Origin of the sequence: Kosakonia sp. HypNH10, from assembly GCF_029850615.1 — a bacterium.
GTDB lineage: Bacteria > Pseudomonadota > Gammaproteobacteria > Enterobacterales > Enterobacteriaceae > Kosakonia > Kosakonia cowanii.
In genome coordinates, this window is record NZ_JAOTIU010000003.1 from 216,779 (window position 1) to 229,760 (window position 12,982).

A 12,982-nucleotide genomic window follows, 5' to 3' on the forward strand; every position below is an offset into this window, starting at 1 on the left:
CGAATCATTTATCTGAGAAAAGTTATTATCGCCGATGGGCGGCAATTCATAAAGCCGTGTGATAAATGAGGAAAAATAGTCGCGCCGGGAAGCGTGACCCCACTCGCAAGCGGGAAGCGGAAATAACCTTATAGTGTGTAGGGAACCTTTAACAAGGAGCAGGGTATGAGCAGTAAGCCAAACAGTTCAATGGAGGCGCGTCGTAATAGCCGCACCGGCGACATCGACCGCCTCGCCACGCTGGATATGCTGACGCTTATCCATCAGGAGAGTGCAGAGGTCACGCAGGCGGTTAGCGCCTGCCTGCCGGCGATCGCCCGGCTGGTTGATAACGCCAGCGCGACGCTTAACCAGGGCGGAAGAGTGGTGCTTGCCGGGGCGGGTGCGTCGGGGCGGGCGGCAGTACATACCGTCGAGGCGTTCGCGCCGGATAGCCAGCACGGGCTGCTGGCGTTAATGGCCGGTGGCGAACGGGCGGGGAAAAGAGAGCAGGATCGCGCCGCGAGCGACTACGCCCGCGGCAGTAACGATCTCAATGCGCTGGGGCTAACGGCGCGCGACATGCTGGTGGTGCTGTCGTTAAGCGGCAAAACACCGTGGGCAAACGGTGCGCTGCAGCAGGCAAGGGCGGCTGGTGTACGCGTGGCGTTGATCACCCGTGCACAGGCGTGCGAGGCGGCGCAGCACGCCGACATTGTCATAGCGCCCGATACCGGGGCCGAAGCGGTAAGCGGTTTTAGTGAGCCAAAAGCGCAGCTGGCGCAGCAGCAGATCCTCAGCATGTTTTCTACCGGGCTGGCCATTCGTTGCGGGCGGGTTTACGGCAATCTGCGCGTCGATATAGCGCCGGTGAATCTGCACTGGGCCGAGCGACAAATCGCCGTAGTCATGGCGGCAAGCAACTGCGCACGTGAAGAGGCGAAACGTGCGCTGGCACAGGCGAATAATGAGTGTCGCACTGCCATTTTAATGCTGCTGACCGGGGTGAATGCTTCGCGGGCGCAGGTCCTGCTGGCTGAGAATCATCGCCATTTGCGTCTGGCGATCGCCGGGGCAAAAAGTGAAAGGGTAGACGCCTGATAATGGCTATTCGGCCGCTGCGCGCGGCCGTTATTTATTTTCCATTTAATTGAAATGCACTAAATTTTATTTCTCCCCTTAAGATAAATTCCCGCCAAAATAAGTCCACACAGAGTGCGCCACTACTTTTTTTAATTAAAAAAAGCAAAGAGCAAATAAAAACAAAATTATTCTATTTTGTGAATGATATTTTAAATTAACGTAAAAATACGTTAATATGCGTCACCACGAATCACTTGTTGTTACCTAACCGAATAATTATGCCTGCAATGAAAAAAACAATTATTGCCTTCAGCGCCGTCGCGATGCTCGTCAGCTCTGCGACCAGCGCATGGGCGGAAGAGAACCAAAAAACCGACTTCCTGCTGATTGGCGGCGGTATCATGAGCGCCTCTCTGGGCACCTGGCTGCAGACCCTGCAACCTGAGTGGAAACAGGTGATGGTCGAGAAGCTCGACGGCGTTGCGCTTGAGTCCTCCAACGGCTGGAATAATGCCGGTACCGGTCACTCGGCAAATATGGAACTGAACTACACGCCACAGCGTGAAGACGGCTCCATTGATGTCACCAAGGCGCTGGAAATTAATGAACAATTTATGATTTCCCGCCAGTTCTGGTCTACCCAGGTGAAGCGCGGTATTTTAACCAACCCGCACTCCTTTATTAATTCCACGCCGCATATGAGTTTTGTCTGGGGCGATAATGTGGATTATCTGGCGAAGCGTTATGCCGCATTGCAGCAAACCACGTTATTCCAGGGAATGAAATTCTCCACCGATCATCAGCAAATTAAGCAGTGGGCACCGCTGGTGATGGAAGGGCGCGATCCGCAGCAAAAAGTGGCTGCGACCTGGACGCCGGTCGGTACCGATGTGAACTATGGCGAAATCACCCGCCAGCTGATCGGTAGCCTGAAAAAGAGCAAAAACTTCTCGCTGCAAACTTCGTCTGAAGTCACCGATTTCAAACGTAATGCCGATAACTCCTGGCATGTGACCATCAAAGATGTGAAAAGCGGCGATGAGCACACCATTGATGCGAAATATGTCTTTATCGGTGCTGGCGGCGGCGCGCTGAAGCTGCTGCAAAAAACAGGTATTCCGGAAGCGGACAACTATGCGGGCTTCCCGGTAGGCGGCTCTTTCCTGATGACCGAAAACCCGGCGGTGACCAACATTCACCGTCAGAAAGTGTATGGTCAGGCTTCCGTGGGCGCACCGCCGATGTCGGTTCCGCATATCGATGCGCGCGTCATTGACGGTAAACGTGTGGTGCTGTTCGGGCCATTCGCGACCTTCTCAACTAAGTTCCTGAAAAATGGCTCCTTCTTTGATCTGCTGAGCACCACCACCACCAGCAACTTTATGCCGATGACCCACGTGGGTCTGGATAACTTTGACCTGGTGAAATACCTGATGGGTCAGGTGATGCTGAGCGACGATGACCGTTTTGAAGCGCTGAAAGAGTACTATCCGCAGGCGCGTAAAGAGGACTGGAAACTGATCCAGGCCGGTCAGCGCGTACAGATCATCAAGAAAGATGAAGATAAAGGCGGCGTGCTGAAGCTGGGCACCGAAGTGGTGGTCGATCAGCCGAAAACCCTCTCTGCGCTGTTAGGCGCATCGCCGGGTGCCTCTACCGCTGCGCCAATTGCCCTGAACGTCATCAAGAAGATGTTCCCGGAGCAGTTCAACTCGCCGGAGTGGCAGAGCAAGATCAAAGAGGTTGTGCCGAGCTTTGGTCAGCATCTGAACGGCAACGTCGCACTGACGCAGCAGGTGTGGGATGACACCGCCGCCGCACTGGAGCTGACCAAGCCGCCGGTTATCGACATGAAAGACGCGCAGGCGGCGACGCCAGCCGCGCCGAAGAGCGAAAACGCGCCACAGCATGATATGGCGCTGTAAATAAGAGAGGCGCACCGCGGTGCGCCTTTTTTTATGCCCTAAAGATGGCGGGCAAACCACGCGGTTTGCACCTTGCTGACATGCTCAAACGCCTCTCCGCTGTAAATATCATAATGGCGCGCACCGGCCTCTTCGTGCAGCGCTTTCTCCGTTGCTGCCACCGCTTCAAACAGCGCCCGGCCTTGTGCTGGCGGGTTGACACTATCTTCCGCCGCAATCACCACCAGCGTCGGACAGGTCACCTTTGCTGCCCACTCAGCGGGGTGATAATTCACCGTTTCGCGAACGGTCAAAAAAGGAATTTTGATATCCATCTGCGGGAAGCGGACGCGGTTCTCCTCAAAGAATGCTTTCGATTCGGCATCGGAAAGCACGCGGGTGATCGCCACCATCATCTCTTTGCCGGTCGCCTGCTGTTTCTGCGCCATCTTATCCAGCGTGTCGATAAAAGCGCGCTTTTCGCCTTCATTCATATGGCCGGTGACGATCGCTTCACCGTCGGCAAAGGCCAGCTGGCTGACCACGCATTTTATACGCGCATCCTGCGCGGCAGCAGCGAATACATGGCAGCCGCCAAATGAGGTGCCCCATAATCCGATGCGCCCGGTATCCAGCGCGGGCTGCTCGGCGACCCACGCCACAACCGAAAGAATATCTTCAATCTGCATAGCCGGAACCAGCCGTCCACGCTCCCCTTCGCTGTCGCCAAAGCCGCGATAATCGAAGGTTACGGTAGCAAAACCGGCCGCGGTGAAGGCTTCGGCGAAAGCCGGCAGCAGAATCGGCTGGATGCCGCAAAAGCCGTGACACAATACGACGGTGGGGTGGGGGCCTGCCGCAGCAGGCGTGCGCAGGGTAAGAGCGATGCCATTGGCGAGCGAATAAGTTGAAGTATCCATATAACCTATGATTTCCTTTTTATCATTTGTCTGAATAATCAAACGCTTAACGGTGAGTGGCTATCTTACTCGCCCGCGTCTGTTATCGCCAGATATCAATCAACAGATAATCCGCTGTGCCATGCCAGCCTATTTTTTAATGACGAAGCCGCAATGATAAAGCGTTAAATCATTTCGTAGGCCCTGTGCGCAGAGTGCGTTGAGAATAATCGCAACAACAGGAAAAGTGTCTCTGTTTACTTCCCGCGTCTCGCTTTATATATTTCACGCAGTTTTAAATCATCACTATGGCCCGGTTAACAGAATCACGCTATTTCAAAAAAGGCGGGATTATTACCGCCCTGCGTGAGTGTCAGCCTTATTTCGGAGAGAAAAGAGTGACCCCAAAAATTAAAGCGGCGCTTTGCGTTGCCGCCGCGCTTTTGTCCTTTAGCAGCATAAATGTGGCTTCAGCCAGTGACCGCATGGTCAGGATCGTCAACGGCACACCCGCGCAACCCGGCGAATTTCCTGAGTTTATCACCATCAACGCTAACAATACGCTCGCCGGACACCGTTGCGGAGGTGTACTGGTTAATTCCCGTTGGGTATTAACCGCCGCCCACTGCGCCACGATGTTTGATTTAACCGAAGCCAATATTTTAATTGGCGCAGAAAGTTACCAGCCGCTGAAAATAAAAGAGAGTGTGCCGGTTGAGAAAGTTGTTGTGCACCCCTCATATGATGAGTGGACAATGGAGGGAACGGCTAAATATGATATCGCCTTAATTAAACTGGCCCGCGAAACCACCAGCACCGATTTTGCGCTACTCACCGGAAATAATGCTGGCGATGAGCCTCCCGCGGCGCTGACGGATATTCCGCTTACCGGTGTTGGTTTTGGCGTGAATGAAAATGGCCTGCAACCCAATGTGCTCTATAAAGGGCACCTGAGCGTGCTGCCAGATAGCCAGTGTATCGATGTCCCGCAGTTCTATCCGCCGACTTATTTCGAGCCGCAGATGCATATCTGTGCTGGTTACGCCACCGCCGGGGGCGATTCGGGCGGCCCGCTGTTTGCTGATTACAACGGCAGCCGTTACGTTGTCGGCATTGTCTCGCGGGATCTGATTCTGCCAGCGCAGCAGTTCACCCGTGTCAGCTACTATGCGGACTGGATCAACGCCACCGTTGCCGGGTAATTTTGGTAATGAAGCCAGGCTGCCGCTTAGCGGCCTGGCTGCTCCTTCTCCAGCCGCCGGTAGAGCGTGCTGCGCGAAATGCCCAGCTTCTTCGCCGCGAGGCTCATATTGCCCTGCGCTTCGGCAATCGCCTGCCGTGCATCGATCTGCCCTGCGGCTTCTGTTTTAACGACGGTGATCGGTTCGCCCGGAAGATCGCTAAGCGTAATGCGATCGCCATCTTCCGCCAGCGCCATCAGCACGCGCAGCTGGCTCAACAACTGGCGCACGTTACCTGGCCACGGTCGCTGTGCCAGTGCGTTGAGCACCTCATCGCTTAATGTCAGCCCGCGGCGGGCAGCGCCCAGCTCATGCCACAGTTTTTCAATAAAGCCCGTCAGGTGCGGCCACGCGCGCAGCGGCGGGATCGGCAGGTGAAACTCCTGAATGCGATAGAGCAGATCCTCGCGGAAGCTTCCGGCCTGCACCCGGGCGGCGAGATCCTGGTGGGTGGCGCAAATCAGCGTGAAGTTGACCTCCACACTGCTGTTGGCGCCGAGCGGCGTCACGCGCTTCTCCTGTAGCACCCGCAACAAGCGGGTTTGCAGGGCCAGCGGCATATCGCCAATCTCATCAAGGAACAGCACGCCGCCATCGGCTTCGCGACATTTACCGATATAGCCCTTCGGGTTTGCGCCGGTAAACGCACCGGGCACATAGCCGAAGAGTTCAGACTCAATCAGCGGCTCGGGCAGCGCCGCGCAGTTGATGGCGACAAATTTCCCCTCATGCCACTGGCTGCGCTGAAAAAGTTCCCGCGCCAGATGCTCTTTGCCGCAGCCCGTTTCACCGGTAATGCACAGGGCGATCCCGGCGTTGACGATGCGCAGCGCTTTCTCCTCCTCGCGCGCCATGTGATCCGGCTGATACACCGTGCGTGGTGCGCTGTAGCGTCGGGTAGGCAGCGTCTGGCGGGCATAATAGTGCCGCGCGTGGCTCGATTCGAGGGCGCAATCACCGGCTTTTGCACTGAACCCCGGAAAGAGGGCGCCAATATCCATCGCGCCAAAGTGGTTCGCGGTGAGGGAAAACTCCTCCATCGCCAGCCGGTTTGCGCCGAGCAGTGTATTGTCTTCAAAAATAAGCAGCAGCTCCTGGGCGCTGCCGAGCACCGCCCGGTCGTGATGCAGGCTTAATAACCAGCGATTTGCGCCGAGCGCGCCGCTGGCCCAGCTATGTTCAATCTGGCACACCGCGCGGCGGATCAACGCCGAAGCATCGCGGCGTGGGGTTTGCGCCGGGGTGGAGAGATCCAATACCCCGGCAATCTGCCCGTCGGGGCGGAACACTGGCGCGGCGGAGCAGAACAGCCCGGCGTTACGGCTAAGAAAGTGTTCGCCGCCGGAAACTTCGCACGGCCGTTGTAATGCCAGCGCCGTGCCGATGGCATTGGTGCCGCGCGCGTGTTCGCCCCACAAATGGCCCGGCGAGAGGGCAAAGCGCTGCGCTTTATGCAGAAAGTCGCTATTACCGTAAGTCTCCAGCACCAGGCCGGTGGCATCGGACAACACCAGAATCGATGGATGGCTGGAGAGTTGCGGACGCAGGCGCGCCAGCAGCGGGGCGACCAGGTGGTTCACCCAGCCATTCTCCGCGCGGGCGTCATTGAGCAGAGAGGAGGCCACCCAGGGCTGCACGTCATCATCCCGGGTTAATCCATAACGTGAACTGCGCTGCCAGGAATCTTCCAGTTGATGCGGCAGGCTGACCTCGTGCGAGGCGGGGGACAACGATCGGGCGCGTGATGGCATGTTACTCTCCGATAATTGAAATGTTGCAATTGTGTATCACATGAGTGTCGCGTATGTAGCGACGTGCAACACACTTCCCGTAATCGCCATCACACTTTTTTGTTACCGCACTTTACATTTCCGCAACGAAAATCCTATTACCTGTTGATTTTTATAATGTTTTTAGCTTTTTGTTGACAGCGTATAAACGGTTGGCATAACAACTGCTTATATCCTGCTGTCCACACACGCTGTGAGACGCCTCTTCTGTACCGATAATAACGAGGAACATCTTATGAAATATCTGCACCCTGGCCTTGATGGCGCGAAAGTCTCTTACAAGCCGCGTTATGGCAACTATATTGGCGGCGAATTTGTCGATCCGATTGAGGGCCGCTGGTTTACGAATACCTCGCCGGTGACCGGAGAGGTGATTGCCGAGTTCCCGCGCTCCGGGGCGGAAGATATCGAAAAAGCGCTCGACGCCGCCCATGCCGCCGCCGAGAGCTGGGGCAAAACCAGCGTGCAGGATCGCGCCAATGTGCTGCTGAAAATTGCCGATCGCATCGAAGCCAACCTTGAGCTGCTGGCGTTAACGGAAACCTGGGACAACGGCAAACCGATCCGCGAAACGCTGGGTGCCGATATTCCTCTTGCTGTCGATCACTTCCGCTACTTTGCCGGCTGCGTCCGCGCGCAGGAGGGGACAGCGGCAGAGATCGACAGCAATACCGTCGCCTACCATATCTATGAACCGCTCGGCGTGGTCGGGCAGATTATCCCGTGGAACTTCCCGATCCTGATGGCGGCCTGGAAGCTGGCTCCGGCGCTGGCTGCCGGTAACTGCGTGGTGCTGAAACCCGCTGAACAGACGCCGCTGGGCATCTGCGTGCTGATGGAAGTGATTGGCGATCTGCTGCCGAAAGGGGTGCTGAACGTGGTGCACGGTTTCGGTATGGAAGCGGGCGAGCCGCTGGCGCGCAGCAAGCGCATCGAAAAAATTGCCTTCACCGGCTCAACGCCGATTGGTCGCCATATCCTCGCCTGCGCGGCTGAAAACATCATCCCGAGCACCGTCGAGCTGGGCGGTAAATCCCCCAACATCTACTTTGAAGATGTGCTGAATGGCGACGCCGAGTATATCGACAAAGCGGTTGAGGGCGTGGTGCTCGGCTTCTTCAACCAGGGCGAAGTCTGTACCTGCCCGTCGCGCGTGCTGGTGCAGGAGTCCATCTACCCGCAGTTTGTTGAAAAAGTGATTGCCCGCATGGAGAACATCCGTAAAGGCGACCCGTTCGACACCGAAACCATGATTGGCGCGCAGGCATCTCAGGAGCAGTACGACAAAATCCTCTCCTATATCAACATTGCCCGTGAAGAGGGCGGCGAAATCATCGCCGGCGGCGCGCACCTTGAGCATGGCGATAAGCTGGAGAAGGGTTACTACATCCAGCCGACGCTGATCAAAGGCCACAACAAAATGCGCTGCTTCCAGGAGGAGATCTTCGGGCCGGTAATCGGTATCACCACCTTTAAAGATGAAGCGGAAGCGCTGCAAATTGCCAATGACACCGAATATGGCTTGGGTGCCGGGCTGTGGACGCTGGATATCAACCGCGCGTGGCGGATGGGGCGTGCGATCAAAGCGGGTCGCGTGTGGACCAACTGCTACCACCTCTATCCGGCGCATGCGGCGTTCGGCGGCTACAAAAACTCGGGCGTGGGGCGTGAAACGCACAAACTGGCGCTCAGTCACTATCAGCAGATCAAAAACCTGCTGGTCAGCTACAGCGGTTCCCCGCTGGGTCTCTATTGATTATCCATCAGGATGAGGATGAGAAAATGCAACTGAAAAGCATGAAGGCCGCCGTCGTGAAGGCGTTTGGTCAACCGTTGGTGATTGAAGAAGTGATGGTGCCCGCCGTGGCACCGGGCAAAATTCTGGTCAAAATCGCCGCCACCGGGGTGTGTCATACGGATCTGCACGCCGCGGAAGGTGACTGGCCGGTAAAACCCAACCCGCCGTTTATTCCGGGCCATGAAGGCGTCGGCCATGTGGTTGCGGTAGGCGCGGGCGTGACGCATATCAAAGAGGGCGATCGCGTTGGCGTGCCGTGGCTCTACTCGGCCTGCGGGCATTGCGAACACTGCCTCGGCGGTTGGGAGACGTTGTGCCATGGTCAGCAGAACTCCGGTTATTCGGTCAACGGCAGCTTTGCTGAATATTGCCTGGCCGACGCTAATTATGTCGGCATCCTGCCGGATAACGTCGGTTTTAACGAAATCGCGCCGATTCTCTGCGCCGGAGTGACGGTCTATAAAGGGCTGAAGATGACCGAAGCCCGCGCCGGGCAGTGGGTGGTGATCTCCGGCATTGGCGGGCTGGGTCACCTGGCGATTCAGTACGCAGTGGCGATGGGGATGAATGTCGCAGCGGTCGATATTGATGATGAGAAACTGGAGTTTGCCCGCCGTCTTGGCGCTTCGGTCGTGGTGAATGCCCTGAACGAGGATCCCGGCACCCGTTTTCACGAGGAGTTTGGCGGCGCGCATGGCGTGCTGGTCACGGCGGTGTCGCCGAAGGCCTTCGCGCAGGCCACTACCATGATGCGCCGCGGCGGCACAATGGTGCTGAACGGTCTGCCGCCGGGGACGTTCGATCTGTCGATCTTCAATATGGTGCTGGATGGCACCACGGTGCGCGGGTCGATTGTCGGTACGCGTAAAGATCTGCAGGAGGCGCTCGATTTCGCCGGGCGCAACAAGGTGCATGCCGAGATCGCCGTGGAGCCGCTGGAGAACATCAACGATATTTTCGATCGCATGCGCGCCGGGAAAATCACCGGCCGTATCGTGGTGGATATGGCGATGTAAAAATTGCCGGATGGCGCGTAAACGCTTATCCGGCCTACTTCGTTTCAGCAACATGGGGTTCGTAGGCCTGATAAGGCGAAGCCGCCATCAGGCAATGAACCTGGCATGCTGCTTCGGTGGAAGGATTCCGTTCACCAGGCGTTCGGGAGTTTCATTAATCTCTTATGCGGTGAACGGGACAAGGGAAGCGGCCGCGCTCCCCTTGTCAATCCCCGCGGCCCCGCGAGGAAATCGGTGCTTCGCACTGCGCTCACCTCCCGCGTGCCTGACTGCGGCCGGCTCGACTCGACTTGCTCACCCCTACGGGGATTCGCTCCCTGTCTCGGTTCGCCTCTGTCCGCCATCCATGGCGTCCAGACCTTGTCATTCACGCTTCGGTTCGCCGATTTCAGCGGGGGTCAACACCCTCGCTGTGAGACCGGAGGTAAAGGCAATATCGGTGTTGCTGAAGGCTCGTTTTTGTAGGCCGGATAAGGCGTAGCCGCCATCCGGCAATCGGTGCCGCGGAGAAATTGCCGGATGGCGCGTTACACGCTTATCCGGCCTACGCGGTTTCAGTAGCTCCGTTTTTGTAGGCCGGATAAGGTGAAGCCGCCATCCGGCAAGCGATGCCGCGGAATATGCCGGATGGCGCTGGCGCTTATCCGGCCTACGCCGTTTCAGTAACGCCGTTTACGTAACCGCCATCCGGCAATCCGCTTACAGCCCGCGCTTCGCCATTAGCGCCGCCAGCTCTACCAGGCGGTTGGAGAATCCCCACTCGTTATCATACCAGGCGAGGATTTTCACCATATTGCCGCCAATCACCAGCGTTGAGAGCCCGTCGATAATCGATGAACGCGCATCGCCCTGATAGTCGCTGGAGACCAGCGGCTCATCGCTGTAACCGAGGATCCCTTTAAGCGGCCCGGCGGCTGCCGCTTCGCGGAAGGCGTTATTCACCTCATCTGCCGTCACATCGCGCTTCAGCGTCACGGTCAGGTCAACAATCGACACCACCGGCACCGGCACGCGCAGGGAGTAGCCGGTCAGGCGACCTTCGAGTTCCGGGATCACTTTCCCCAGCGCTTTTGCCGCGCCGCTGGAGTAGGGGACAATTGAGAGCGCCGCCGCGCGCGCGCCGCGCAGATCTTTCTCCGGCTGGTCGTGCAGCGCCTGGCTGTTGGTATAAGCATGGGTAGTGTTCATCAGGCCATGCTCAATACCAAAGTGCTGATGCAGCACCTGGGCGGCGGGAGCCAGGCCGTTAGTGGTGCAACTGCCGTTGCTCACCACATGGTGTTTTTGCGGATCGTACTGCCCGTCGTTCACGCCCAGCACAATGGTTAAATCGTCGTTTTTACCCGGCGCGGAGATAATCACCCGCTTTGCGCCGCCGCTGTTGATATGTACTGCCGCTTTCTCACGGTCGGTAAAAAAGCCAGTCGCTTCAATCACAATCTCTGCGCCCACGTCGCGCCACGGAATCAGGGCCGGATCGCGCTTGCTAAACACGCGGATCGCTTTGCCATCAACTCTCAGCTCGCCTTCGCCCGCCTCAACCGGCACCGGCAGGGTGCCGGAAAGCGAGTCGTACTTAAGCAGGTGCGCGAGGGTTTTACTGTCAGTGAGATCGTTAATCGCCACAATCTCAACCTCGGCATTGCCCAGCGCTGCGCGTAACACGTTGCGGCCGATGCGGCCAAAACCATTAATGCCAACCTTAACCATGATGCTCTCCTTCCATTCGGGATCTGCATTCACTGTAGGCCTGGCATCTTTTGGCGTAAATGACAAAAAAGGATCACTTTACGCCAAAGTGCGGCGGTGGAAGCGCTGGCGATATTCGCCGGGGGTGAGGTGCAACTGGCGCTCAAAAGTTCGGCGCAGGTTGATGCTGCTGCCAAAGCCGGTTTGCAGGGCGATGCGCTCCAGCGTGTCGCGGCTCTGCTCGAGCCTGTCGCGGGCGGCGGCAAGACGCGCTTCGGCCACATAGCGCGCCGGGGAGATGCCGGTTTCGCGGGTAAAGACGCGGGTAAAATTGCGCGGGCTCATCGCCACCTGTTCGGCCAGCGCCTCAACGCTTAAATCCGCCGCCAGGTTTTGCACAATCCAGCTTTGCAGGGTGCTGATTGGCCCGCTGTTTTCGGCCTGTTGCAGATGGTAGCGGCTGAACTGCAACTGTCCGCCGGGGCGGCGCAGATACATCACCAGATCCTGCGCCACATCGCGGGCGAGGGTAAACCCGTAATCCTCCTCCACCAGCGCAAGGGTGAGATCGAACCCGGAGCTGACGCCGCCGGAGGTCCAGACCGGGCCATCCTGAATATAGAGCGGGCCGCTTTCAACCGTGATAGCGGGGTAACAGCGCTGCATCGTCTCCAGCAGCCGCCAGTGGGTTGTCGCGCGGCGACCATCCAGCAGACCCGACTGCGCCAACAGCATTGCGCCGCCGCAGATAGAGACCACGCGGCGCGCGTGGGGGGCGGCAAGACGCAGCCAGTCCACCACCGCCGTGCCTTCCTCTTCATCGTTACCGCGACCGGTGATCATAATGGTGTCCCAGGGCTTGCGCGGATCGATCTCCGGCAGCCGGTGGTCGGCTAACAGGTTTAAACCGGACTGGCCGTGGATCACCGGGTGAGGTTGGGTGGTGGCAATACGCAGGGTATAACGAGGTTCACCGGCACCGTCCGGGTGCAGGCGATTGGCCTGCATCAGAATGTCGGCAATACCGGCGGATTCAAACAGCATGCCGCCATCGGGCACAATAATCAGGAATGTTTTCATGTCCTGAAAAGTACGCTGATAACAAAAGAAGTCAACAGGCGGACAGAAAAATGCCCGGCGCATAAAGGCCGGGCAAGTCAGGCAAGGCACGTAGCGGGAGGGTCTTTACCCTCTGTTACTCATGTTGTTCAGCCAGCTCCTGCACCTGCTGGCGATTCGCCATCCTTGCGACGAGGTATTGCTGGAGCGGATCGAGCTTCGCTTCACGGTGCGTCTGCGGCGCAGTCTCTTCATTACTGGCCACCTGTACCGGTACGAAGGGTTTTTCCAGGCGAGTACGTTCAAACTCATCCTGCACCTGCCAGCCGAGATCGGCGCTGGTGCGCGAATTAACACGGACATTCCTTACAAGTTTCAGGTTCTGTTGCATATCTCGTTCCTCATCGGTGACGGCAGCACATCTCGCGAATCGGCGTGCCGACATTGCCGCAATATGTTCCAGGAGTCGTGGGTCATAGTGACCGCGCCAGTTAAAATTTACGCCGCTGTTGCGCACCATGAGC

10 protein-coding genes are annotated in these 12,982 nt (G+C 57.5%); 5 read left to right on the plus strand and 5 right to left on the minus strand.

Going from position 1 to position 12,982, the window contains the following annotated elements; all coding sequences use genetic code 11:
* Nucleotides 1-165 precede the first annotated feature (165 nt).
* Both N7V53_RS10465 and mqo read left to right on the plus strand, forming a co-directional pair.
* Complete coding sequence (locus N7V53_RS10465; protein WP_279793340.1) at nucleotides 166-1,080, plus strand: N-acetylmuramic acid 6-phosphate etherase; 915 nt, start codon at nucleotides 166-168, stop codon at nucleotides 1,078-1,080.
* 260 nt (nucleotides 1,081-1,340) lie between these two features.
* Nucleotides 1,341-2,987, plus strand: coding sequence for a malate dehydrogenase (quinone) (mqo, locus tag N7V53_RS10470; protein ID WP_076769981.1), 1,647 nt, complete (start codon nucleotides 1,341-1,343; stop codon nucleotides 2,985-2,987).
* 38 nt (nucleotides 2,988-3,025) lie between these two features.
* Here the strand turns inward: mqo and N7V53_RS10475 are convergent, their stop codons facing one another.
* The gene (locus N7V53_RS10475; protein ID WP_279793341.1) at nucleotides 3,026-3,886 is read right to left on the minus strand and encodes an alpha/beta hydrolase; all 861 of its coding nucleotides are present in this window, start codon (nucleotides 3,884-3,886) and stop codon (nucleotides 3,026-3,028) included.
* A gap of 464 nt (nucleotides 3,887-4,350) precedes the next feature.
* Between N7V53_RS10475 and N7V53_RS10480 the strand changes: the two genes are divergently transcribed.
* Nucleotides 4,351-5,067 (plus strand): serine protease, encoded by a 717-nt coding sequence (locus N7V53_RS10480; protein ID WP_279793342.1) that lies wholly within the window; start codon nucleotides 4,351-4,353, stop codon nucleotides 5,065-5,067.
* A gap of 26 nt (nucleotides 5,068-5,093) precedes the next feature.
* Here the strand turns inward: N7V53_RS10480 and N7V53_RS10485 are convergent, their stop codons facing one another.
* Nucleotides 5,094-6,857, minus strand: coding sequence for a sigma-54-dependent Fis family transcriptional regulator (locus N7V53_RS10485; RefSeq protein ID WP_279793343.1), 1,764 nt, complete (start codon nucleotides 6,855-6,857; stop codon nucleotides 5,094-5,096).
* 274 nt (nucleotides 6,858-7,131) lie between these two features.
* On the opposite strand from N7V53_RS10485, the gene N7V53_RS10490 reads away from it, so the two are divergent.
* Together N7V53_RS10490 and adhP are read left to right on the plus strand one after the other, a co-directional pair.
* Nucleotides 7,132-8,652: an aldehyde dehydrogenase family protein gene (locus N7V53_RS10490; RefSeq protein ID WP_270221054.1), complete on the plus strand. Its 1,521-nt coding sequence runs from the start codon at nucleotides 7,132-7,134 to the stop codon at nucleotides 8,650-8,652.
* 26 nt (nucleotides 8,653-8,678) lie between these two features.
* Nucleotides 8,679-9,710 carry an alcohol dehydrogenase AdhP gene (gene adhP, locus N7V53_RS10495; protein WP_279793344.1) on the plus strand — a complete coding sequence of 344 codons (1,032 nt, stop codon included), beginning with the start codon at nucleotides 8,679-8,681 and terminating at the stop codon, nucleotides 9,708-9,710.
* A gap of 699 nt (nucleotides 9,711-10,409) precedes the next feature.
* Here the strand turns inward: adhP and gap are convergent.
* From gap to N7V53_RS10510, 3 genes are all read right to left on the minus strand, one after another.
* A complete protein-coding gene (gene gap / locus N7V53_RS10500; protein WP_279793345.1) occupies nucleotides 10,410-11,420 on the minus strand; it encodes a type I glyceraldehyde-3-phosphate dehydrogenase in 1,011 nt (336 codons plus the stop codon).
* 78 nt (nucleotides 11,421-11,498) lie between these two features.
* Nucleotides 11,499-12,479, minus strand: coding sequence for a helix-turn-helix domain-containing protein (locus N7V53_RS10505; protein ID WP_279793346.1), 981 nt, complete (start codon nucleotides 12,477-12,479; stop codon nucleotides 11,499-11,501).
* 115 nt (nucleotides 12,480-12,594) lie between these two features.
* The gene (locus tag N7V53_RS10510; RefSeq protein ID WP_279793347.1) at nucleotides 12,595-12,849 is read right to left on the minus strand and encodes a hypothetical protein; all 255 of its coding nucleotides are present in this window, start codon (nucleotides 12,847-12,849) and stop codon (nucleotides 12,595-12,597) included.
* Nucleotides 12,850-12,982 lie beyond the last annotated feature (133 nt).

Excerpts from the sequence above, each read along its gene's own strand:
- N7V53_RS10510 (WP_279793347.1), bottom strand. The coding sequence starts at position 12,849 with ATGCAACAGAACCTGAAACTTGTAAGGAATGTCCGTGTTAATTCGCGC.
- N7V53_RS10490 (WP_270221054.1), top strand. The coding sequence starts at position 7,132 with ATGAAATATCTGCACCCTGGCCTTGATGGCGCGAAAGTCTCTTACAAG.
- N7V53_RS10480 (WP_279793342.1), top strand. The coding sequence starts at position 4,351 with ATGGTCAGGATCGTCAACGGCACACCCGCGCAACCCGGCGAATTTCCT.
- N7V53_RS10485 (WP_279793343.1), bottom strand. The coding sequence starts at position 6,857 with ATGCCATCACGCGCCCGATCGTTGTCCCCCGCCTCGCACGAGGTCAGC.
- N7V53_RS10475 (WP_279793341.1), bottom strand. The coding sequence starts at position 3,886 with ATGGATACTTCAACTTATTCGCTCGCCAATGGCATCGCTCTTACCCTG.
- mqo (WP_076769981.1), top strand. The coding sequence starts at position 1,341 with ATGCCTGCAATGAAAAAAACAATTATTGCCTTCAGCGCCGTCGCGATG.
- N7V53_RS10505 (WP_279793346.1), bottom strand. The coding sequence starts at position 12,479 with ATGAAAACATTCCTGATTATTGTGCCCGATGGCGGCATGCTGTTTGAA.
- adhP (WP_279793344.1), top strand. The coding sequence starts at position 8,679 with ATGCAACTGAAAAGCATGAAGGCCGCCGTCGTGAAGGCGTTTGGTCAA.
- N7V53_RS10465 (WP_279793340.1), top strand. The coding sequence starts at position 166 with ATGAGCAGTAAGCCAAACAGTTCAATGGAGGCGCGTCGTAATAGCCGC.
- gap (WP_279793345.1), bottom strand. The coding sequence starts at position 11,420 with ATGGTTAAGGTTGGCATTAATGGTTTTGGCCGCATCGGCCGCAACGTG.